Here is an 18,962-nt window from a genome sequence, read left to right as displayed (position 1 = left end):
TATTCCCTTTATCAAATGATCAACAGGAAACGCCGGCTTTGATCAGCCGGCGTTTGCTTTTTTTGAGCGCTTTCAGATAGGGTGGTAGAAGTAAAATCCTCCATCATTCGGATTCACCAAATGCTAAAAAACATAAACCCACTGCTCACCGGATCACTTCTCGAAGTGCTTGCAGATATGGGCCATGGCGACGATCTGGTTATTGTTGACGCCAATTATCCCGCACAGGCTTCTGGTGTGCAGGTTCTGGACTTTCCGGGCATCAGCGCGACTGATGTTGCAGAAGCTGTGCTCTCGTTGCTGCCGCTCGACGACTTTGTCGATAAGCCAGCAGCCGTGATGGAAGCACCGAATGAAACGCCTGCGATTTTTGGTGAGTTCGAAGCCATCATCGAGAAGGCTGAAGGACGCAAGATCGCGGTCGATCCGATTGAACGCTTTGCATTCTACGATCGCGCGAGTGCTGCCTATGCAGTCATTCGCTCTGGCGAAAAGCGCCTTTACGGTAATATTATTTTCAAGAAGGGCGTTATTCGCTCGTAACTGAAATAAAATAAGCCCCGCAATGCGGGGCTTTTTCTTGGCGTGGATTTTTATTGCTGTGGCTTAGGCTCATGATGTCCCATCTTGCCCATGTCGCGGTGATGCTGACCTTTCGGACCATGGTGATTGAACTTCTTTGCGCCTCGCAATTCGTGGCGATCAAGTTTGCCGTCTTCGTTGCGGTCAAGGGCCGCGAATTCCTTCTGGCGCTGCTTTTCAATCGCTTCCAGCGTTATCTTGCCGTCGCCCTTCACGTCGAGGCGGCGCTCCATGCGGTCGGCTGCGCGGCTCACCATACGCTTAAGCGCAAGCGCTTCGATTTCATCGCGAGAGAGTACACCGTCGCCATTGGTGTCAGCGGCTTTCAATTCATCCATACGAGAGAATTTCTCAAGATCAATCGGACCGCGTTTTCCCTTGGCTCCATCATTTTGCGTAATGGAAGTATCCGTCGCTGACTTGTCTGTATTTTCGCTCGATTTATCCTGCGCGAATGCAGGGGTGGATAGCAATGCCGATGCGATTACAGCGATATACAATGTCTTCGATTTCATAGTGCTTTGACTCCATCACTCTATACAAGGGCGCCGTTGATTGGCGTGTGAGTAATGTCGGCCATATTAGGTGAACCTGATATGAACAGGCCAATTAACAATTCGTAATGTTATGATGGATTCTTTGCGAGGCGTCTTTCCCTGAACATAGAGAAGAGGCCCGCAGCCACAACGATGCCCGCGCCGGTGATGACATTCCACGTCAGTTGTTCATGGAACACAAGCACAGCGATGAAAGCGCCGATGACGAGCTGCAAATATGTAAGTGGCTGTACTTCACCGGCTTCAAGAATGTCGTAGGCTCGAATGAGGCAGTAGTGGCTTGCAATTCCACAGGCGCAGAGCGCTGCCATCCACGGCCAATCGTGTGGGGCAATCGATTCCATATGAAACAAGCCGACGGCCGTGAGGACAACCGCGCCGCCGATGCCCGTATAGAAGAAGCTTGTCATTGCGCTGTCGTATTTGCTGACTGCACGCGTTGCGATGACATAAATGGCAAACATCGTTGTTGCAGTCAGCGGGAACAGCAGGTTCCAGTCAAAATAAACATGCGTTGGGTCGATAATGAGCAGAACGCCGAACAGTCCGACGACAATAGCGGTCCAGCGCCGCCAGCCCACCTTTTCGCCAAGGAAGGGCACAGAGAGCATCGTGACGAGCAGAGGTCCAACCTGGAAGATTGATTGCGCCATCGCCATACCAACCCTGCTAAGGCCAAATACGAAGACAACAATTTCCGTTGCGAGCAGCACGCCACGAAAAATCTGCAATACGGGTTTCTTGGTTGCCGCTGCACGGGCAATTCCCCCGGACCGTATGGCAAGCAGAATCACGAAGACGGCAAAAGCCCAATACCGCACCATCGTGATGAAGATGGGCGAGTAATGCGATCCAAGATACTTCGAAATACCGTCCTGCGCAGCGAATATGGCGACGGCAACAAGTGTAAATGTGTAACCAAGGCTTTTGGGGGTCATGGGGCACTCATAATCCCACCGTGCCGGTTTCGCCATGTTTAATTATGCATGGCTGTCGCTATTTATGATCGACATTATTAGGGGTTCAAAAGAACACTCATCGCCGAACAGATGAATTCTGCCGGATCATCCGGCTATCGTGTAATCAGCGGTAACTCTTTGAAAGAAGAGGAGAAAATGGTGGGTGATGTAGGGATCGAACCTACGACCCGCTGATTAAGAGTCAGCTGCTCTACCAACTGAGCTAATCACCCACTCGCTTCTCCGAGGCAGCGGCCCCGGTGAGGTGAGCGGTTCTATAAAGGCCGCTTTTCTGTCTGTCCAGCCTTCAATGGAAAAAAAACGAAAAAAAGTTTGATTGATTTCGAAAAGCCCAGAAATGCGCAGTTTTCTGAAAGTGGCTTCTGCACGCATTTCGAGCATAAGTGGCGGATAATCGTTTTAATTGCTGATGAATGATCCTTTCAAAGGAATCAAATCATTCATGATTCTATTTTTGAATCATTTTTTCTGTTCGACGTTGTAACCAGCCTTGCGAATTTCCATATCAGCAAAGCTCGATCAGAATACGTCCAGGCCACGCAACACGGGGGATTGGCATTGTTCGTTTGGGCTAAATCATCTGCGCTGCAAATGTCGCAGTCATGTCATCAATTTTTGATGCTTGTCTGAGATGCTTCGGCATATAAAAGACTTGATAAGCAAATATGAATTTTGCCATTGAGTAAAAATGCTGCAAGCGTTCGTAACGCGCAGGCAGGCGAGGGGTTCATGCACCGGATTGTCCTCGTTTCAGAAAACCCGAAGTCGCCTCAAATTTGGGGGCTGCTTCATAATCCGGTTCGCGGCATTTTGAGGACGGAATGGAAAGCATAATTAGCGATCTCGGGCAGTTCATTTCCGATCATCGGACGTGGGCGGGCCCTATCGTGGGCGTTATTGCCTTCGGCGAGTCTCTCGCTATTATCGGAATGTTCATTCCAGCTACCCCGATCATGCTCGCGATTGGTGGTCTGGTGGGGGCCGGAATCGTGGAGCCCTGGCCAATCATCATCGGTGCGATCATCGGTGCAGTTATCGGCGATATCGTTTCTTATTTCCTTGGCTGGTGGCTTGGTCGCAGCATTATCCATAAGTGGCCGCTGAACAAACACCGTAGCGGTGTAGCGCGTGCGCGCCTGCTGTTCAGACGTTATGGTTTTTCTGCAGTCTTCCTTGGGCGTTTCTTCGGTCCAATACGTTGTACCGTGCCGATGGTCGCTGGTATGATGTCTATGGATCAGAAGCGTTTTCAGACAGCCAACATTCTCTCAGCCATGGTTTGGGCGCCTGTCATGTTCCTGCCAGGCTGGCTTGCTGGTCGCGGTTGGCTTGCTGGTCGCGATTCAGGCGTCTTCGCCAAAGTGAACGGTGACCACATGTTCTGGTTTGTCATCGGCATAACAGTTGTCACTATCGTGGTAACTGTTATCGGCATGCGCTTCTTCAAAGGCCGTCCGCGTCGCGAGCGCAAGCGTGGCGTGCATGTTTCTCCAGCTGAATAGCATATGGTCTTGCGCACGGGCTGCGCGTCTGCATAATGCAGCGATCATATGTTTATATGACAACATGGCATTCAGGAGCAGGCAGAGAGCCTGCTTCGTGTCTCTTTAAAAGGTTCATCGCGCTTTATGCCCGACGACAGTTCTGACGATTCGTCTTCACGAAGTCCCGCTCCCTGTATGGGAGCATCGGACTTAAAGGGCTTTGAGCTTTCTCACGCCGTTTGCAGTTTCTTTTGGCCGATCCGTGTTTCAACGGTTCGGGAGGGAAACGCATGCGGCGTTTTTTCTGTTTCCTTGTTCTTCTGATTCAGAACACCGACCTGCTGAAATCAGATCGGCGTTCTAATTGTTTGTTTTAATCCGCATCTTGTCCGAAAACCGTTCATACTTTCGGGATGCGCCCTTATAGGAGCCGACACATCATGGATTGGTCCATGGACTGGATTGCCGACCCCAATGCCTGGATAGGTCTCGTGACATTGGTGGTGCTGGAAATTGTTCTCGGCATCGACAATCTCGTCTTCATCGCAATTCTGGCCGATAAACTTCCGCCCCATCAGCGTAACCGTGCGCGTATAATTGGCCTTACCCTGGCCTTGCTGATGCGCCTTGTGCTGCTCGCATCCATCTCGTGGATTGTGACATTGCGCGAGCCGTTGATTACCGTGATGGAGCTTTCGTTCTCCGGCCGCGATATCATCATGCTGGTTGGTGGTCTGTTCCTGCTCGCCAAGGGTACGATGGAGTTGCACGAGCGTCTTGAAGGCGCACATGGGCCCAAGAACACCCGTGTTGCACATGCAATCTTCTGGCAGGTCATCGTTCAGATCGTAGTCCTTGATGCTGTCTTCTCGCTTGATAGCGTGATCACGGCTGTGGGCATGGTGCAGCATCTGCCGGTCATGATGATTGCTGTCATTATTGCTATCGCAGTGATGATGCTGGCTTCTCGTCCTCTGATGGATTTTGTCAACAAGCATCCGACGGTTGTTATCCTCTGTCTCGGCTTCCTGATGATGATCGGCTTCAGCCTTGTCGTTGAAGGTTTCGGCTTCCATATTCCAAAGGGCTATCTCTACGCAGCCATCGGCTTCTCGGTGTTGATCGAGGCTGCTAACCAGATGGCGCGCAAGAATCGCGAGAAACTGGTGACGACCAATGATCTGCGCGAAAGAACTGCGGGCGCGGTGCTTCGCCTGCTGGGCGGTTATCGCGACGATAATCCTTTGTCTGATACGGTCGATGTCATCGCGCAGCAAACTGCTGCAAGTGACGTCTTCTTGCCAGAGGAGAAAGAAATGATCCGTGGCGTTCTCGATCTTGCAGATCGTCCCGTGCGCTCGATCATGTCGCCGCGAAACGAAATCGAATGGCTTGATCTGGATGAAGATGAAGCGGAGATTCATCAGGCGATCCGCAAGCTTTCCCATTCGCGCGTCATCATTGCCCGTCGTCAGGTTGATGAGTTTGTTGGCGTCGCTTCGGTCAAGGATCTGTTGCTTGATATGAGCGATAAGAAGCCGATTGATTGGGATAATCTCGTCAAGCAGCCGCTCGTCATCCACGAAAACGCGAATGTGTTGCGGGTCATGGAGCAGCTTCGTGTTTCACCCGTGCAGCTTGCGATCGTTGTAGATGAGCACGGCTCCTTCGAAGGTGTGGTGACGCCCACCGACGTGCTTGAGGCAATCGCTGGCGAATTTCCTGATGAGGACGAAGAAGCTGCGGTCGCAGAATCAGACGGGCAAGGTGGCTATCTCGTTGATGGCTTCACCGATATTCGCCGTCTCAGCAGCATCCTGCAGCGCGATCTGGTCGATGATAGCGACCGCTACACGACACTTGCAGGCTATGCGCTCTGGCATCTCGGTCATCTGCCTTTGGGCGGTGAAAGCTTCATTGCGGATGGGTATCAGTTCACGATCGAAGCGATGAACGGTCGTCATGTCGAAAAGGTCCGCATCAGGCCTGTTGACGACTACGAAGTGTAAAATGGAATAATTTTGCGGGCAGCTATATGGTTGCTCGCAAAATATTTCCCTCTGTTAACTCCCATAAAATAAGTGGGATATTGACTTTATCGCAGAAGCCTTCAAAATTAACGCATCGTTCATTGTTGCGGCGAAAGCGTGGCCCTAATTGGCCCCCTGAAATCGTAGCATTGACTGGTGATCGCGAAACGGGCGCGAACTGGAGGCTTTTATGAACCGCAAACTTCTATTGCTGGCGCAAAGTGTAAAAGATGCTGTGCTTCGCATGACGGCTTATCTGGAGCAGCCTTGGCGTGGCATGAAGCTGAACGCCGAAGAAATCGCCGAGCGTCGTCGTAGCCGATTAGATCGCGGCGAGCAAAATTTTCTGTGGTGCTGGCAGCATCGCGGATTTTGGTGATGCCTAGAGCATTTCCTGTTTTTCTTGAATCATTGGTAATGTTCTATCTCTTTATTTTTTCGCATTATCCGACGCAAAACCGCTTCGCACTTTTGCTGGAAATGCTCTAAACGTTGAAAAAAGTTTTGAAAGCCGGGAGCGAAAGCTTCCGGCTTTCTCGTTTTTATTGCGCTTTTTTGCCTGTCTTTGGAAAAATATTCTCAGGCCAATTTTGCCGTTAGATGAGGTTTCCAAGAACGGCTATGAAAGTAGTTTATATATTTAAATCAATGATTTAGATTGATTCTTGCTTGTCTCTCTGTAGATTTGTTTCCCAACAGAAGTCGATTTACGGGCGCTTTGCGCAAGCAAAGTGAGAAGGGTGCGATCTATGAAGAAAATTATTCTATACGCGGCTGTTGCTCTCGGTTTGGGCGCAGCTCCGGTCAACGCGCAGGAGCCAAAGGAAATCCTCAACGTATCCTATGACATTGCGCGTGAGCTTTACGAGCAGGTCAACAAGGCGTTCGTGGCTGACTGGAAGGCCAAGACTGGCGAAGACCTCACCGTCAATCAGTCTCATGCCGGTTCATCCAAGCAGGCACGTTCCATTCTCGAAGGTCTGGAAGCCGACGTTGTTACCTTCAATCAGGTGACAGACGTTCAGGTCTTGCATGACAAGGGCGACCTGATCCCGGCCGATTGGCAGAAGCGTTTGCCAAACAATTCTTCGCCTTACTATTCGTTCCCGGCTTTCCTCGTGCGGGAAGGCAACCCGAAGGGCATCAAAAACTGGGATGATCTTGCTCGTGATGACGTAAAGGTCATTTTTCCGAACCCAAAAACCTCGGGCAATGCGCGCTATACCTATCTGGCGGCTACCGCCTACGCCAATGAAGCTTTCAAAGGCGATCAGGAAAAGGTTCATGAGTTCATCGGCAAGATCTTCAAGAATGTGCCGGTGTTCGATACTGGCGGTCGTGGCGCGACGACAACCTTTGCAGAGCGCGGCATCGGTGATGTTCTCGTAACCTTTGAAGCCGAAACACGCGGCACTGAAAAGGTTCTGGGCGAAGACAAGTATGATGTCGTTGTGCCTGAAGTGAGCCTGCTTGCCGAGTTCCCTGTAACGGTGGTCGATAAGGTCGTCGATAAGCGCGGTTCACGCAAGATCGCAGAAGCTTATCTTAATTACCTCTATGCACCGGAAGGTCAGGAGATCCTTGCGCAGAACTTCAACCGCGTCCACGACAAGGATGTGATTGCCAAGCACAAGGATATTTATCCGGATGTACGCCTCGTAACCGTGGAAGATGCTTTCGGCGGTTGGGAGAAAGTGCAGAAAGATCACTTTGCCGAAGGCGGCGTACTTGATCAGCTCTTCACGGCTAAGTAAACAAGACTACCTGGCGAGGGCACCCAGCTCTCGCCTTTCTTTTGGAAAAATCCAGTGTCGCTTCTGAGCATGAAACGCAATTCGGTGCTGCCGGGGTTCGGCCTAACCCTTGGCTGCACTTTGCTTTATCTGGCTATCATCGTAGCCCTGCCGCTTCTGGCAATGATCCTTAAAACTGCAAGCCTTGGCTGGAGCGATTTCTGGACCATCGTCACATCGGATCGCGCACTGGCAACCTATCGCATAACGTTAAGTGCTGCAGCCGTTGCCACGATTTTCAACGGACTGTTTGGCTTGCTGTTAGCTTGGGTGTTGTCGCGCTATCAGTTTCCGGGCAAGCGATTGATCGATGCAGCAGTTGATCTGCCATTCGCTCTTCCGACTGCAATTGCCGGTTTGGCGCTGGTGACATTGTTTGCGCCGAATGGCTGGTTCGGGCGCTATTTGGAGCCGTTGGGTATCAAGGTTGCTTATGCGCCGCTCGGCATCATGATCGCGATGTTCTTCACCAGCATTCCTTTTGTCATCCGTACAGTACAGCCGGTGCTGGAAGACATGAGTGCGGATGTAGAAGAGGCCGCCCGCAGTTTGGGCGCCAGTCCGTGGCAGATATTTTCACACATCATCTGGCCAACCATTTTCCCAGCTTTTCTGGCTGGCGCGTCGCTGTCATTTGCACGCAGTCTGGGCGAGTTCGGATCAATTGTTTTCATCTCCGGCAATCTGCCCTTTGAAACAGAAGTGACGTCGCTGCTCGTCTTTATCCGGCTTGACGAATATGACTATCCTGCCGCCGCAGCGCTGGCTTCCGTCATGTTGCTGATGGCGTTCTTCATGCTTCTCGTGACCAATCTCATTCAGGCAAGGCAACTTCGTTATGCAGACCGTTAGTGCGAGCCTGCAGGCGCGCAATGCGCCCGGACCAGTGCGCAACCTGCTGATCTGGCTTGCGACCATTCTGTCGATCATTTGCATTGGTGCGCCGCTGGCACTTATTTTCTCCTATGCTTTCAGCAAAGGCGTTGGTGTCTTTTTCGGCGAAATCCTCAAACCCGATACGCTGCATGCCATTTGGCTTACTATTCTGACTGCAATTGTGGTCGTGCCGATCAATATGGCGTTCGGTGTCTGTGTTGCATGGCTCGTCACGAAGTTCCGCTTCCCGGGCCGCAGGTTGCTGATCACCTTCGTCGAAATCCCGTTCTCTGTTTCACCGATCGTTGCCGGCGTGACCTATCTCTTCCTCTATGGTTCGCAGGGGCTGCTTGGGCCGCTGCTCGAATCCTATGATGTGAAGATCATGTTCACGGTTCCGGCGATCTTTCTGGTGAGCCTGTTCGTGACATCGCCATTCGTGGCGCGCGAACTCATTCCGCTGATGGAAGTGCAGGGCAGCGATGAGGAAGAGGCGGCGCTTACGCTTGGCGCCAACGCGTGGCAGACATTTTTCTATGTCACGCTGCCCAATATCAAATGGGCGCTGCTCTATGGCGCTGTGCTTTGCAATGCGCGTGTCATGGGCGAATTTGGCGCCGTGTCGGTTGTATCGGGCGCTATTCGCGGGAAGACCAACACGCTACCGCTGCAGGTCGAGCTTCTGTTCAACGACTATAATGTTGCCGGCGCGTTTGCCGCTGCTTCAACACTGGCCGGCATTGCGCTTCTGACGCTCGTTCTTAAGATTTGGCTCGAACGCAAGCAGCATAGCTAAAAAGAAACCGCCCGTTCTCTAGAGCGCCGGGCGTCCTATTGGACGCCCAAAGGTCGCTCTAACACTTTAAAACTAGAGCATTTTCTGTTTTTCTTGAATCATTAGAAACGCTCTATCTCTTTGTTTTTTAGCATTATCCGACGCAAAACCGCTTCGCACTTTTGCTGGAAATGCTCTAGTTGTCACGGGCGGTTCGCGGTCACGCTGCTTGGGAGAGCGTGTTTGTTATGGGCTCGCGGTGAAGCGAAGAGGCGAGGATTGAGCCTTCCGGCCAGCGGCTGAAACCGCTTTCCACATTGATGTGTCCGGCATGGCCAACATCAACGAAGCCTGAACCCCAGACATTTGCGAGCGCTTCTGCCTTGGCGAAGCTCATGTAATTGTCATTGCGGCTTGCAACGACGATCGACGGGAAAGCCAGCTCATGACGCGGCAGGGGAGCGAAACTCGCAAAGCGGCTGTCTCTGCGGGCCATGGTTTCAACGTCGGCTGGTGCGACCAGAAGAGCGCCTGCAACGTGAGCCGCAGCCGGGCGGCTTGCGAGATGCGATACAAGAATACAACCAAGACTGTGGGCGACCAGAACTGCGCCGGGGTTTTCGGCGAGTTTGGCTTCGAGCGCGTGCATCCAGTCGGATAGCACCGGATAGTGCCAGTCGTCCTGTTCGACGAGCACTGCTGACGGATCGTCATGCAACCATTGGCGCTGCCAGTGGCCTGCTTCCGATCCCTTGTAACCGGGGATGATCAATGTCGCAGGCATGCGTTAGTTCCTCTTGGAAAAAGCCTTGGGAGGCTGGTTTCGCTCTGCATCGGGAGGGTATGCGAAGCAATTTCCAAGATAAGGGCTGTTTGATGCCGTTTTAAGGAAGATTAATTCAATTTGAGGCGGATAAGTGAAAATTATACCCGCCCCTCAGGCACTATTTCTTTTGCTTGTCGTTCCAGCGGAGAACGAATTGCGACTTCTCGAAAACCAGAACCACAATCAGCGATATGGCGAATGGTATCAGAAGGTAGAGCAGGCGGAAGACAATAAGAGCCGCCAGAACGTCAGCCTGATCCATATCCGGCAGACCGGTTAGAAACACCAGTTCAAGAACGCCCAGCCCACCCGGTGCATGGGATATAAGAGCTGCCGAGAATGAAACCAGAAAGATGCCGAGAATGATCAGGAAGCCGGGATTCCCTGCTTCCGGAAGCGCAAAGTAAATAATGCCAGCAGCGCCGATAAGTTCGAGGGGAGCCACGATGAGCTGTTGGGTCACAACTGGCAGGCGCGGATATTCCAGACGAAACTTGCCGATCTGCAATGGGCGCAGCTGTAACCAGCTACCGAATATATAGAGAAGAATGAAAGCCAGCATCAACAGCGCAATGACAATCGATACCGTCGGCGTGAGATCGGCATTGAAACGCATGAGAATATGCGGTTCCAGCAATAGGACAATGCTGGAGGTTATGATCACGCCAAGAATAAATGTGAATGAGCAGAAGGCAATCAGTACTGCAATTTCACTGCCCGGCATACCTTGCGAGGAATAAGCGCGGTAGCGGACAACAGCGCCGGAGACGACTGATGCACCGATATTGTGCGACAATGCGTAGGTCGTAAACGAACAAAGTGCGATGAAGAGCCAGGATATTTTGCGGCGCAGGTGAAGAAGCGCGATGCGGTCGTAGCCTGCAAGCGAGCTATAAGCGAGAAGTGCTGCAGCGGTTGCAAGCAACCAATGATGAGCGCGGATCGCATAAAGACTGTCCAGAACATCATCGAGAGAGATGCTGCGCAATTCCCGATAGAGAAGCCATGCCGAAATAACGACTGCGCAGATGCCTATTACCGGCCAGATATAATCCTTGAATTTCATTAACTGGCCACCGCACATTCAATTCGCATGTTTTCCCCTTTTGCTCTTCTATCGTTCTGAACCTTCAGGTTGCTTTAGCTTCAACCGATGGTTCGAATGGTGCGTGAGGTGCCTGAACGCTCTCGCTCCGCTTCTCATTTTTAATTGCTCTCTCCATGGCACCCGCGATTTCCGCTTCGCCAAGAATGACGGAATCTGCACCAAGATCGTGCAGATATTGTGCTTCAGCCGGCGAACAGGCACGCACAATGATGCGCAAGCCTGGGTTCGCCGCGCGGGCGAGCGATGTAGCACGTCCCGCTTCAAATGCATTTGGTATAGCAATCACAAGATTGATTGCTTCCTCAGGATTCGCTGCTTTCCATATTTCAGCATCAGAGGCATTACCCGCAATAGCTTCAATGCCGATTTCTTTCAATCTGAAATAAATCTTGGGCGCATCTTCGATGACGAGGAAAGGCATGTGCTTTTCCTGAAGGTTTGCGGCCACACGCTTGCCGATTTGGCCATAGCCGACAATGATCGTGTGTTGTTTGAGACCAGTCAGCGGCAACGGTGCAGGTTCAGATACGTCCACATTCGTTTCGCCCAACTCTGCCGAGGTAATGTCGTTACCCATACGCTTCTCGATCCATGGCCGCATCCGTTCAGCGACGATGAACATGACTGGATTGAGGAAGATGGACAGGATTGCGCCAGCGAGAATCAAATCACGACCCTCGGGTGGTAGCAGATTGAGGCTGACACCGAGTCCGGCCAGAATGAACGAAAACTCGCCGATCTGTGCGAGGCTTGCCGAAATGGTCAGAGCAGTGCCGACCGGTCGGCGAAAAGCGCGGACGATGAAAAACGCAGCGACTGATTTTCCAGCCAAAATGATGGCGAGGGTTGCAATCAGGGGCAGGGGATCGCGGATGAGGCTCATCGGATCAAACAACATGCCCACGGAAATGAAGAACAGAACCGCGAAAGCATCACGCAGCGGCAGGGATTCTTCTGCAGCCCGATGACTGAGCTCGGACTCGCTCATAACCATGCCTGCGAAAAATGCACCAAGTGCGAAAGATACGCCAAACAGATGGGCCGCACCGAACGCGACACCGAGCGCAATGGCAAGAACACCCAGTCGGAAAAGTTCGCGTGAGCCAGTCTGAACGATGACGTTCAAGACCCATGGAATTACCTTGCGTCCAACCACCAGCATAAGCGCCACAAAAACGGCCACCTTTGCGATAGTGAAAAGAATGATGCCGCCAATACCGAGGCCGAGCCATGCGACGATTGGATCGCTTGCTGCGGCCTGGTCGGTCTGGCCGCCGATGCTTGCAAGCGCAGGCAAAAGAACCAGCGCCATGACCATGGCCAGATCTTCGACAATCAGCCAACCAACGGCGATGCGCCCCCGCTCAGTATCGATGAGACGAAGATCCTGCATCGCGCGCAAAAGTACCACTGTACTTGCGGTCGAGAGTGCAAGACCAAAAACCAGCCCGGCTTTCACATCCCAACCAAGCGCCAGGCCAAGGGCTGTGCCCAATGCTGCTGCTGTCGCAATTTGCGCCAGCGCGCCGGGAACCGCAATGGCTTTCACTGAGAGAAGATCTTTAAGGGAGAAGTGAAGACCAACGCCGAACATCAGCAGAATAACGCCGATTTCAGCCAGTTGGAGAATGAGTTCCTGATCGGCGACGAAACCGGGCGTATGCGGACCAGCAATGACACCAGCAAGCAGATAGCCGACGAGGGGAGAGATTTTAAGACGGGTGGCAATGGTGCCGAAAATGAAGGCTAGGCATAACCCAATGACGATTGTCGCAATCAAAGGCGTGTCATGGGGCATAGGGGTGCCTTCCCGTTCTTCAGTCTTATAAGATTGTCATGGAAAGCCGGGCATGGTCGAAACCATGCCCGGCAATGAGATTACTTCTGCGCTGCCGCAGTGTCTTCAAGCGCCTTGTGCGCTTCCTGGCGGTGCTGCCACCAGTTACCCAACAGAAGCAGGATAGGTGCCGCAATGAAGATCGACGACGAGGTCGCAATGAAGATACCGAACAGCATAGGCACAGCAAAATTGTGAACGGCGCTGCCGCCCCAGATGGCCATTGGAAGCATACACAGGAATGTCGTGACCGATGTGTAGATACAGCGGACGAGCACCTGATTGATACTCATATCGACAATCTCGCGCAGTGGCTTCGATTTATAAAGACGCATGTTTTCACGCATGCGGTCATAAACAACGACCTTATCGTTTACCGAGTAACCGATAGCGGTCAGAAGTGCTGCGATGGCCGTCAGGTTGAAGTCGAGCTGGAATAGCGCGAAGAACCCAACCATTTTTGTAGTGTCGAGGATAAGCGTGATGATCGCGCCCATCGCAAAGAACCACTCAAAGCGCCACCAAAGATAGATGAGCATACCGAGCGCCGAAAGCACGACGGCGATGAAGCCGGAGCGAGCAAGCTCGCCGGAAACCTTCGGTCCGACTACTTCTGTGCGTTCGATCTTTACGCCAGCATCAAGCTCAGTCACGGCTTCGCGCATTTTGTTGACGGCAACCGTCTGCGCTTCCTCGCCACCATCCTGACGCTGGATACGGATCAGAACATCATTTGGGCTACCTGCTGATTGGAGGGCAACTTCACCTAATCCCAATGTAGCAAGTTTCTCACGCAATTGCCCCAGATCGGCAGGCTGTGATGTAACGATTTCAGCCTGAATGCCGCCCTTGAAGTCAATGCCATAATTGAGGCCCGGCTTGAAGAACAGGCCAATCGACAGGATCGACAGAACGATCGAAACACCAATGCCGATAAAGCGCGCGTTCATGAAGCTGATATTCGTCTTTTCTGGAACGAACTTCAGGAATGGCTCAATGATGAGTACTTTGAGCTTACGCTTACGAACGTACCAGGCCATCGCCATGCGGACGAGTGTGACGTCGGTGAACATGGAGATTGCAATACCGAGCATCATGGTGATCGCGAAACCGCGTACCGGACCTGTACCAAATGTAAAGAGCAACAGGGTAGAGATCAGCGAGGTAACGTTCGCATCCACAATGGTCGAGAAAGCCGCGTGGAAGCCCTTGTCGAGGGCGGCCATGGCGCCCAGGCCTCTTCGCGTTTCTTCGCGGATACGTTCGTTGATAAGAATATTCGCATCAACCGCGATGCCGATACCGAGAATGATACCAGCGATACCCGGCAATGTAAGCGTCGCTCCGATAAGGCTCAATGCTGCGAAGGTCAACAAGGTGTGGAGCAGAAGTGCCACGTTGGCAATTGTACCCCATACGCCATAAAGGAGCTGGATGAAGACGGCTACGAGAACGAAGCCGATGATGCCTGTAACGAGACCCATCTTGATGGCGTCGCCGCCCAGATCCGGCCCAACGGTACGTTCTTCGATAACGGTTAGCGGGGCAGGCAGGGCGCCTGCGCGCAAGAGTGCCGAAAGAACAACACTGTCCTGAACTGTGAAGCTGCCGCTGATCTGGCCGTTACCACCCGTGATTGGCTCACGAATGACCGGTGCGCTCAGCACCTTGCCGTCAAGAACGATAGCAAAAGGACGATTGACGTTCTTGGTCGTAATATCCGCGAACTGACGTGCGCCAAGGCTGTCGAAACGGAACGAGACGATTGGCTCATTGGTACGCTGATCAAAGCCAGCGCGGGCATCAGTCAGGCGCTCGCCGGAGAGGGCGATCTGATCCTCAATAGGATATTTGATATTCGGATCTTTGGAATCCGGCAGGATGCTGACACCCGGAGGCGGTGTATCGTTCGGATTGGCGTCCGCTACCATGTGGAAGCTCATCTTCGCGGTACTTCCAAGAAGCTGACGAAGCTGCGCCGGGTCCTGAAGGCCAGGAAGCTGAACAACGATACGATCGGAACCGACGCGCTGAATCGATGGTTCGGCAACGCCGACCTGATCCACACGCTGGCGGATGATTTCAAGGCTCTGCTGAAGAGCCGAGTCCAGACGATAGTTGAAGCCCGCTTCTGTCAGTGTCAGACGAATCTGATTGTCACTGGAAGTGACGTCGATATCGTTGATCGCTGTACCGAAGCCGCTGGTATTGACCTGCGAAATCAGAGTGCGCAGCGCAATGTCGGCCTTTGCACGCTGATCGGCATCCGGGATGCTCACAATAACAGCATCACCGACAGCACGGATTGATTGCGGCTGAATGCGCTCGGTGCGCAGCTTGCTGCGTGCGTCATCGAGCAAGGAGCGCAGGCGATCTTTCTTGAGAGTAGCCGCGTCCACTTCGAGAACGAGATAAGAGCCGCCACGCAAGTCGAGACCGAGCGTAACCTGTCGTTTGGGGAACCATGACGGCAACGCGTCGAGGTGCTGCTGTGTGAAGAAGTTGGGCAAGGCGATAATGACACCGATCAGAACGATCAGGCCATAAAGCACAGCGACCCATTTAGAAGTACGCATGAGTTGAAATTCCGGATATTGAGTACTTCAAATTTCGTATCAAATACAAAAGCTTAAAGCACATTTCTTCGTAAGTGATTCAGGACTGGCAGTGCCAGTCTCAAAGATGGTCTTTCAGGCGCGCAATGGTGGCGCACGAACCGAAGCATAAGTGCTTCGCGAAAGCCTCAGAAACCTGGTGGCGCTTGCGGCTTCGACATGCTTTGTGTCGAAGAAGGCCAGTTCATTTGGCGATGCCGAAAGGCCAGCGCCATTTCCGTCAGGATAAGTCGCTTTGATTTTTGCAGCAACTGCCTCGGCAAGGACCGCGCGCATTGGCTGGGGTGCAGGCGTCGATTGCTGACGAGCCGGTATTGCAGGTGCATCCGCGACCTGTTGTGCGGCCATGTTTTTAGGTGTGTTGCGGCAGGCTTCGTCACCGAGTGCAGAAAGGTCCACAGCAAACATAAAGGCTGCAAACGACAGGACGCACGTCACAAACAGCATGAAACCATGCTGACGATGACGATCAGTGTGCTGATCCCTGTTGTTCATGCCCTTAATCAAAACGCTCGGACTTTCCTCTACAGTCGTTCCGCAGAAATTAGCCAGTGCCAGAGCGGTTCTCCCAATGGTCTAACCCGCTCTAGTTATTCGATTTTATGCAAAGCCCGATAGGAAAAGTTCGTCATCTTATCGGTACTTAGCGTTGACACCTACAGCATCGATTCACAAATTGGAATCTATTTCTGTCGTGTTTCGCTTGTTGGTGAGAATGAAGCGGGTCAACATGGTTTTGAATCTCCGGTGCGGGAAAACAGATCCATCCTCGTCTGGGCACGCTCGATTATAAAACCGATTTCGATTTTCAGACCAATGTTGTAGGGGTTGTTTCCGCTTTAACGCGCTTTATGTTGAAACAGTGATCGTGAAATTGGCAGAGTTCAAATTGGCATATTTACCGACGTTCCGCGCCATTGCATTTGCAATGACCACTTTTGCTGTGTCGCTTGGAGCGCTGGATAGTTCGTTTGCTCAGGATAGCAAACCTGCTCAGCCTGCTGCCGCGCAAGTGGCGCCAGCCCCAGCTGCGCCAGCGGGAACGGCCGTTCCTACCGCTCCTGCACCTGCTACGAATAGCGCGCCCGTATCAAGCGTGGTGCAGCAGCAAAAGCCGATTATCAACGATCTCAAGCAACAAACCAAAACCATCAACGATCAGTTGCAGAAGTCTGCAACCAGCGATGAAACGCTGGCCAATCTCAAGCTGCAGCTTGATAGCCTTTCCAAGAAGCTGCTTGATGCCGGTGTAGCGTTTCGTCCGCGTCTGACCGAAATCAACACGCGCCTTGAACAATTGGGTGCAGCCCCTTCGGGCGATCAACCGGCAGAGCCAACTATTGTCGCAGAAGAGCGTGCGCGATTGGCTGCTGAAAAGGCAGAAATCAATGCGGTCATTGGCGAAACCGAAGACGCATCGCTTTCAGTCAATCAAATGTCGGCAAGAATCGGCAATATGCGCCGTGATTTGTTCACACAGACGCTGTCACAGCGCGTCAGCCTCGACCTGACGCTTGGATCGGAAGTGACATCGGCCGCAGGCGACCAGATGGTTTCGCTATGGAGTGTCGTGAAGTCGTGGTGGCGCTTCGTTTTCACTTTCAAGCTGAACTCGTTTCTTGCAGCGGCCTTTTTCGCATTCGTTGCAGCACTGATCATCCAGCTTGGCGCGCGCCGTATGCTCGGTTCTCTTTATGAGCGTGATCCGACAATTGAAGCACCGTCCTATCTGAGCCGCTTGTCCGTGGCTTTCTGGTCAACAGCTATCCCATCGGGCGCGGTTGGGGTTTTCCTTGCCACAACATATTTCTTTCTTAACTACTTCAATGTCTTAAGACCCGATATTGCAGCGCTTTTACAGTCGCTCTTTATCGTTCTGGGCATTGTTTTCTTCATCAGCCGGCTAGCATTTGCCTGTATCAGCCCTTACACGCCCGCGTGGCGGCTGGTGCCTGTTGCCCCCCGTCCGGGACGGGTTCTTGTCTGGCTGATTACGGGTATGGCGCTGATCAACGGGCTCGACTCGTTCTTCGGCAAAGTCAATCAGATCCTTTCTTCACCGCTTTCGCTGACAATGGCGAAAAGCCTGCTCTCAACCGTAGTAATCGGCGTTTTGATACTAATCATCGCGTTGTTGAAACCCATTGAGAGAAACGGTGAAGAGGGCGTCCGTCCCTGGCCTAAAGCATTTCGGATTTTCCTGATTATTATCGGGCTTTTGCCGATCTTTGCGGCAGGTTTCGGCTTTATCGGTCTTGCACGTTTTGCGGCACAGCAGATTGTCGTAACCGGCGCCTTCCTTGTCACGATGTATCTCGGCTTTCTGACGGGACGGGCGATTTCGGAAGAACAGGCTTTCGCTTCCAGCCCGATTGGGCGCGTGATGCGTGACCGCTTTCATTTTGATGAAGCGACTCTCGACCAGATCGGGCTTGCGGTTGGCATTCTGATCAATTTTGTCGTGGCATTGGTCGGCATACCGCTTGTGCTTATGCAGTTCGGTTTCCAGTGGTCGGAGCTGAAAAGCACATTCTACAATCTGATGACGGGCTTCCAGATCGGAAATATTTCCATCTCGCTGATGGGGATACTGACGGGTATCGCACTTTTCGTTCTTGTTTATCTGATGACGCGCTGGTTCCAGAACTGGCTCGACAATAGCGTCATGGCGCGCGGGCGCGTCGACTCAGGCGTGCGCAATTCGATCCGCACAGTGATCGGCTATGTCGGATTGGTTCTTGCAGCACTTGTCGCGGTATCTGCCGCAGGTTTCAATCTTTCCAGCCTGGCACTGATTGCCGGCGGTCTGTCACTTGGTATCGGTTTTGGTCTTCAGAATATCGTCCAGAACTTTGTTTCCGGTCTGATTCTGCTCGCTGAGCGGCCATTCAAGGTTGGTGACTGGGTTGAGGCGGGAACCGTCAGCGGTATCGTCAAAAAGATCAGTGTTCGTGCGACAGAGGTCGAAACGTTTCAGAAGCAATCGATTGTGGTTCCCAATTCCACGCTTATCAATGGCAATGTCGGTAACTGGACGCTTCGCAACAAGCTTGGCCGCATCGATATCAATGTGCAGGCAGCCTATACGGATGAGCCGCGTCGCGTTCACTCTTTGCTGCTTGAAATCATCCGCAGCCATCCGTCGATCTTGAAGAATCCGGAGCCGTTCGTTGCGTTTCAGAGCATGACTGACTCGCTGATGATTTTCGATGTCTATGCGCATGTTGCTGATATTACATCGACTGGTGGTATCAAAAACGAGCTGCGATTCCAGATTGTAGAGCGATTCCACGCGGAAGGTATCCAGCTCGCTTCGTCCTCAACCGATCTCGTACTTGGTGTTTCTGAAATCGAGAAGCTTTCGGAGCTGGTTAATAAGGATGTCTCCCGCGCAGCAAAAACGCGGAAGGAAAAGCCAGCAGAGCCTGAAAAGGCTGAAAAGCCGGAACATGATGACAAGGTCTGAATAAACGGGTGTAATTTATGAACATGTCGTTCA

The 18,962-nt window shown here is 52.4% G+C and carries 15 protein-coding genes and 1 tRNA gene; 8 read left to right on the top strand and 8 right to left on the bottom strand.

Annotation, left to right across the window (positions count from 1 at the left end; all coding sequences use genetic code 11):
• The first annotated feature begins 120 nt into the window (after nucleotides 1-120).
• Nucleotides 121-543, top strand: coding sequence for an RbsD/FucU family protein (locus ACSME1_RS02485; protein WP_100558810.1), 423 nt, complete (start codon nucleotides 121-123; stop codon nucleotides 541-543).
• Nucleotides 544-593: 50 nt separating this feature from the next.
• On the opposite strand, the gene ACSME1_RS02480 is transcribed toward ACSME1_RS02485, so the two are convergent.
• The 3 genes from ACSME1_RS02480 to ACSME1_RS02470 all read right to left on the bottom strand — a co-directional run bounded on the left by ACSME1_RS02480 (nucleotide 594) and on the right by ACSME1_RS02470 (nucleotide 2,331).
• On the bottom strand, nucleotides 594-1,097 hold the full coding sequence (locus ACSME1_RS02480) for an EF-hand domain-containing protein (protein ID WP_105534489.1): 504 nt from the start codon (nucleotides 1,095-1,097) through the stop codon (nucleotides 594-596).
• Nucleotides 1,098-1,207: 110 nt separating this feature from the next.
• The gene (locus ACSME1_RS02475) at nucleotides 1,208-2,077 is read right to left on the bottom strand and encodes a DMT family transporter (protein ID WP_105534490.1); all 870 of its coding nucleotides are present in this window, start codon (nucleotides 2,075-2,077) and stop codon (nucleotides 1,208-1,210) included.
• Nucleotides 2,078-2,255: 178 nt separating this feature from the next.
• Nucleotides 2,256-2,331 (bottom strand) — tRNA-Lys (locus ACSME1_RS02470).
• Nucleotides 2,332-2,940: 609 nt separating this feature from the next.
• On the opposite strand from ACSME1_RS02470, the gene ACSME1_RS02465 reads away from it, so the two are divergent.
• The 6 genes from ACSME1_RS02465 (at nucleotide 2,941) to cysW (ending at nucleotide 9,098) form a co-directional block, all read left to right on the top strand.
• Nucleotides 2,941-3,621, top strand: a complete 681-nt coding sequence (locus ACSME1_RS02465) for a DedA family protein (protein WP_024898897.1) — start codon at nucleotides 2,941-2,943, stop codon at nucleotides 3,619-3,621.
• 422 nt (nucleotides 3,622-4,043) lie between these two features.
• Nucleotides 4,044-5,612 (top strand): TerC family protein, encoded by a 1,569-nt coding sequence (locus ACSME1_RS02460; protein WP_100558813.1) that lies wholly within the window; start codon nucleotides 4,044-4,046, stop codon nucleotides 5,610-5,612.
• Between the two features lie 211 nt (nucleotides 5,613-5,823).
• Nucleotides 5,824-6,012, top strand: coding sequence for a hypothetical protein (locus ACSME1_RS02455; protein WP_024898899.1), 189 nt, complete (start codon nucleotides 5,824-5,826; stop codon nucleotides 6,010-6,012).
• Between the two features lie 370 nt (nucleotides 6,013-6,382).
• Nucleotides 6,383-7,387, top strand: coding sequence for a sulfate ABC transporter substrate-binding protein (locus ACSME1_RS02450; protein ID WP_024898900.1), 1,005 nt, complete (start codon nucleotides 6,383-6,385; stop codon nucleotides 7,385-7,387).
• Between the two features lie 69 nt (nucleotides 7,388-7,456).
• Nucleotides 7,457-8,278 carry a sulfate ABC transporter permease subunit CysT gene (gene cysT, locus ACSME1_RS02445; RefSeq protein ID WP_105706053.1) on the top strand — a complete coding sequence of 274 codons (822 nt, stop codon included), beginning with the start codon at nucleotides 7,457-7,459 and terminating at the stop codon, nucleotides 8,276-8,278.
• Complete coding sequence (gene cysW / locus ACSME1_RS02440; protein ID WP_024898902.1) at nucleotides 8,265-9,098, top strand: sulfate ABC transporter permease subunit CysW; 834 nt, start codon at nucleotides 8,265-8,267, stop codon at nucleotides 9,096-9,098. The genes cysT and cysW overlap by 14 nt, the downstream gene beginning before the upstream one ends.
• A 199-nt stretch (nucleotides 9,099-9,297) precedes the next feature.
• Here cysW and ACSME1_RS02435 read toward each other — a convergent pair whose 3' ends face one another.
• From ACSME1_RS02435 to ACSME1_RS02415, 5 genes are all read right to left on the bottom strand, one after another.
• The gene (locus ACSME1_RS02435) at nucleotides 9,298-9,861 is read right to left on the bottom strand and encodes an alpha/beta hydrolase (RefSeq protein ID WP_100558814.1); all 564 of its coding nucleotides are present in this window, start codon (nucleotides 9,859-9,861) and stop codon (nucleotides 9,298-9,300) included.
• 160 nt (nucleotides 9,862-10,021) lie between these two features.
• Nucleotides 10,022-10,969, bottom strand: coding sequence for a lysylphosphatidylglycerol synthase domain-containing protein (locus ACSME1_RS02430; protein ID WP_024898904.1), 948 nt, complete (start codon nucleotides 10,967-10,969; stop codon nucleotides 10,022-10,024).
• Between the two features lie 64 nt (nucleotides 10,970-11,033).
• Nucleotides 11,034-12,809, bottom strand: coding sequence for a YbaL family putative K(+) efflux transporter (ybaL, locus tag ACSME1_RS02425; protein ID WP_024898905.1), 1,776 nt, complete (start codon nucleotides 12,807-12,809; stop codon nucleotides 11,034-11,036).
• An 80-nt stretch (nucleotides 12,810-12,889) separates the two neighbouring features.
• Entirely contained in the window at nucleotides 12,890-15,424 is a 2,535-nt protein-coding gene (gene secD, locus ACSME1_RS02420; protein WP_024898906.1) for a protein translocase subunit SecD, read from the bottom strand.
• Nucleotides 15,425-15,538: 114 nt separating this feature from the next.
• Complete coding sequence (locus ACSME1_RS02415) at nucleotides 15,539-15,958, bottom strand: hypothetical protein (protein WP_024898907.1); 420 nt, start codon at nucleotides 15,956-15,958, stop codon at nucleotides 15,539-15,541.
• A 433-nt stretch (nucleotides 15,959-16,391) separates the two neighbouring features.
• Between ACSME1_RS02415 and ACSME1_RS02410 the strand changes: the two genes are divergently transcribed.
• Nucleotides 16,392-18,929: a mechanosensitive ion channel family protein gene (locus ACSME1_RS02410; RefSeq protein WP_051514855.1), complete on the top strand. Its 2,538-nt coding sequence runs from the start codon at nucleotides 16,392-16,394 to the stop codon at nucleotides 18,927-18,929.
• Nucleotides 18,930-18,962: the final 33 nt, after the last annotated feature.

This window comes from Brucella pituitosa, assembly GCF_965577835.1.
Lineage (GTDB): Bacteria > Pseudomonadota > Alphaproteobacteria > Rhizobiales > Rhizobiaceae > Brucella > Brucella pituitosa.
The sequence above is the reverse complement of the archived record's forward strand: the minus strand, read 5'-3'. Positions and strand labels throughout refer to the sequence as shown.

Excerpts from the sequence above, each read along its gene's own strand:
- ACSME1_RS02485 (WP_100558810.1), top strand. The coding sequence starts at position 121 with ATGCTAAAAAACATAAACCCACTGCTCACCGGATCACTTCTCGAAGTG.
- ACSME1_RS02480 (WP_105534489.1), bottom strand. The coding sequence starts at position 1,097 with ATGAAATCGAAGACATTGTATATCGCTGTAATCGCATCGGCATTGCTA.
- ACSME1_RS02475 (WP_105534490.1), bottom strand. The coding sequence starts at position 2,077 with ATGACCCCCAAAAGCCTTGGTTACACATTTACACTTGTTGCCGTCGCC.
- ACSME1_RS02465 (WP_024898897.1), top strand. The coding sequence starts at position 2,941 with ATGGAAAGCATAATTAGCGATCTCGGGCAGTTCATTTCCGATCATCGG.
- ACSME1_RS02460 (WP_100558813.1), top strand. The coding sequence starts at position 4,044 with ATGGATTGGTCCATGGACTGGATTGCCGACCCCAATGCCTGGATAGGT.
- ACSME1_RS02455 (WP_024898899.1), top strand. The coding sequence starts at position 5,824 with ATGAACCGCAAACTTCTATTGCTGGCGCAAAGTGTAAAAGATGCTGTG.
- ACSME1_RS02450 (WP_024898900.1), top strand. The coding sequence starts at position 6,383 with ATGAAGAAAATTATTCTATACGCGGCTGTTGCTCTCGGTTTGGGCGCA.
- cysT (WP_105706053.1), top strand. The coding sequence starts at position 7,457 with ATGAAACGCAATTCGGTGCTGCCGGGGTTCGGCCTAACCCTTGGCTGC.
- cysW (WP_024898902.1), top strand. The coding sequence starts at position 8,265 with ATGCAGACCGTTAGTGCGAGCCTGCAGGCGCGCAATGCGCCCGGACCA.
- ACSME1_RS02435 (WP_100558814.1), bottom strand. The coding sequence starts at position 9,861 with ATGCCTGCGACATTGATCATCCCCGGTTACAAGGGATCGGAAGCAGGC.
- ACSME1_RS02430 (WP_024898904.1), bottom strand. The coding sequence starts at position 10,969 with ATGAAATTCAAGGATTATATCTGGCCGGTAATAGGCATCTGCGCAGTC.
- ybaL (WP_024898905.1), bottom strand. The coding sequence starts at position 12,809 with ATGCCCCATGACACGCCTTTGATTGCGACAATCGTCATTGGGTTATGC.
- secD (WP_024898906.1), bottom strand. The coding sequence starts at position 15,424 with ATGCGTACTTCTAAATGGGTCGCTGTGCTTTATGGCCTGATCGTTCTG.
- ACSME1_RS02415 (WP_024898907.1), bottom strand. The coding sequence starts at position 15,958 with ATGAACAACAGGGATCAGCACACTGATCGTCATCGTCAGCATGGTTTC.
- ACSME1_RS02410 (WP_051514855.1), top strand. The coding sequence starts at position 16,392 with ATGACCACTTTTGCTGTGTCGCTTGGAGCGCTGGATAGTTCGTTTGCT.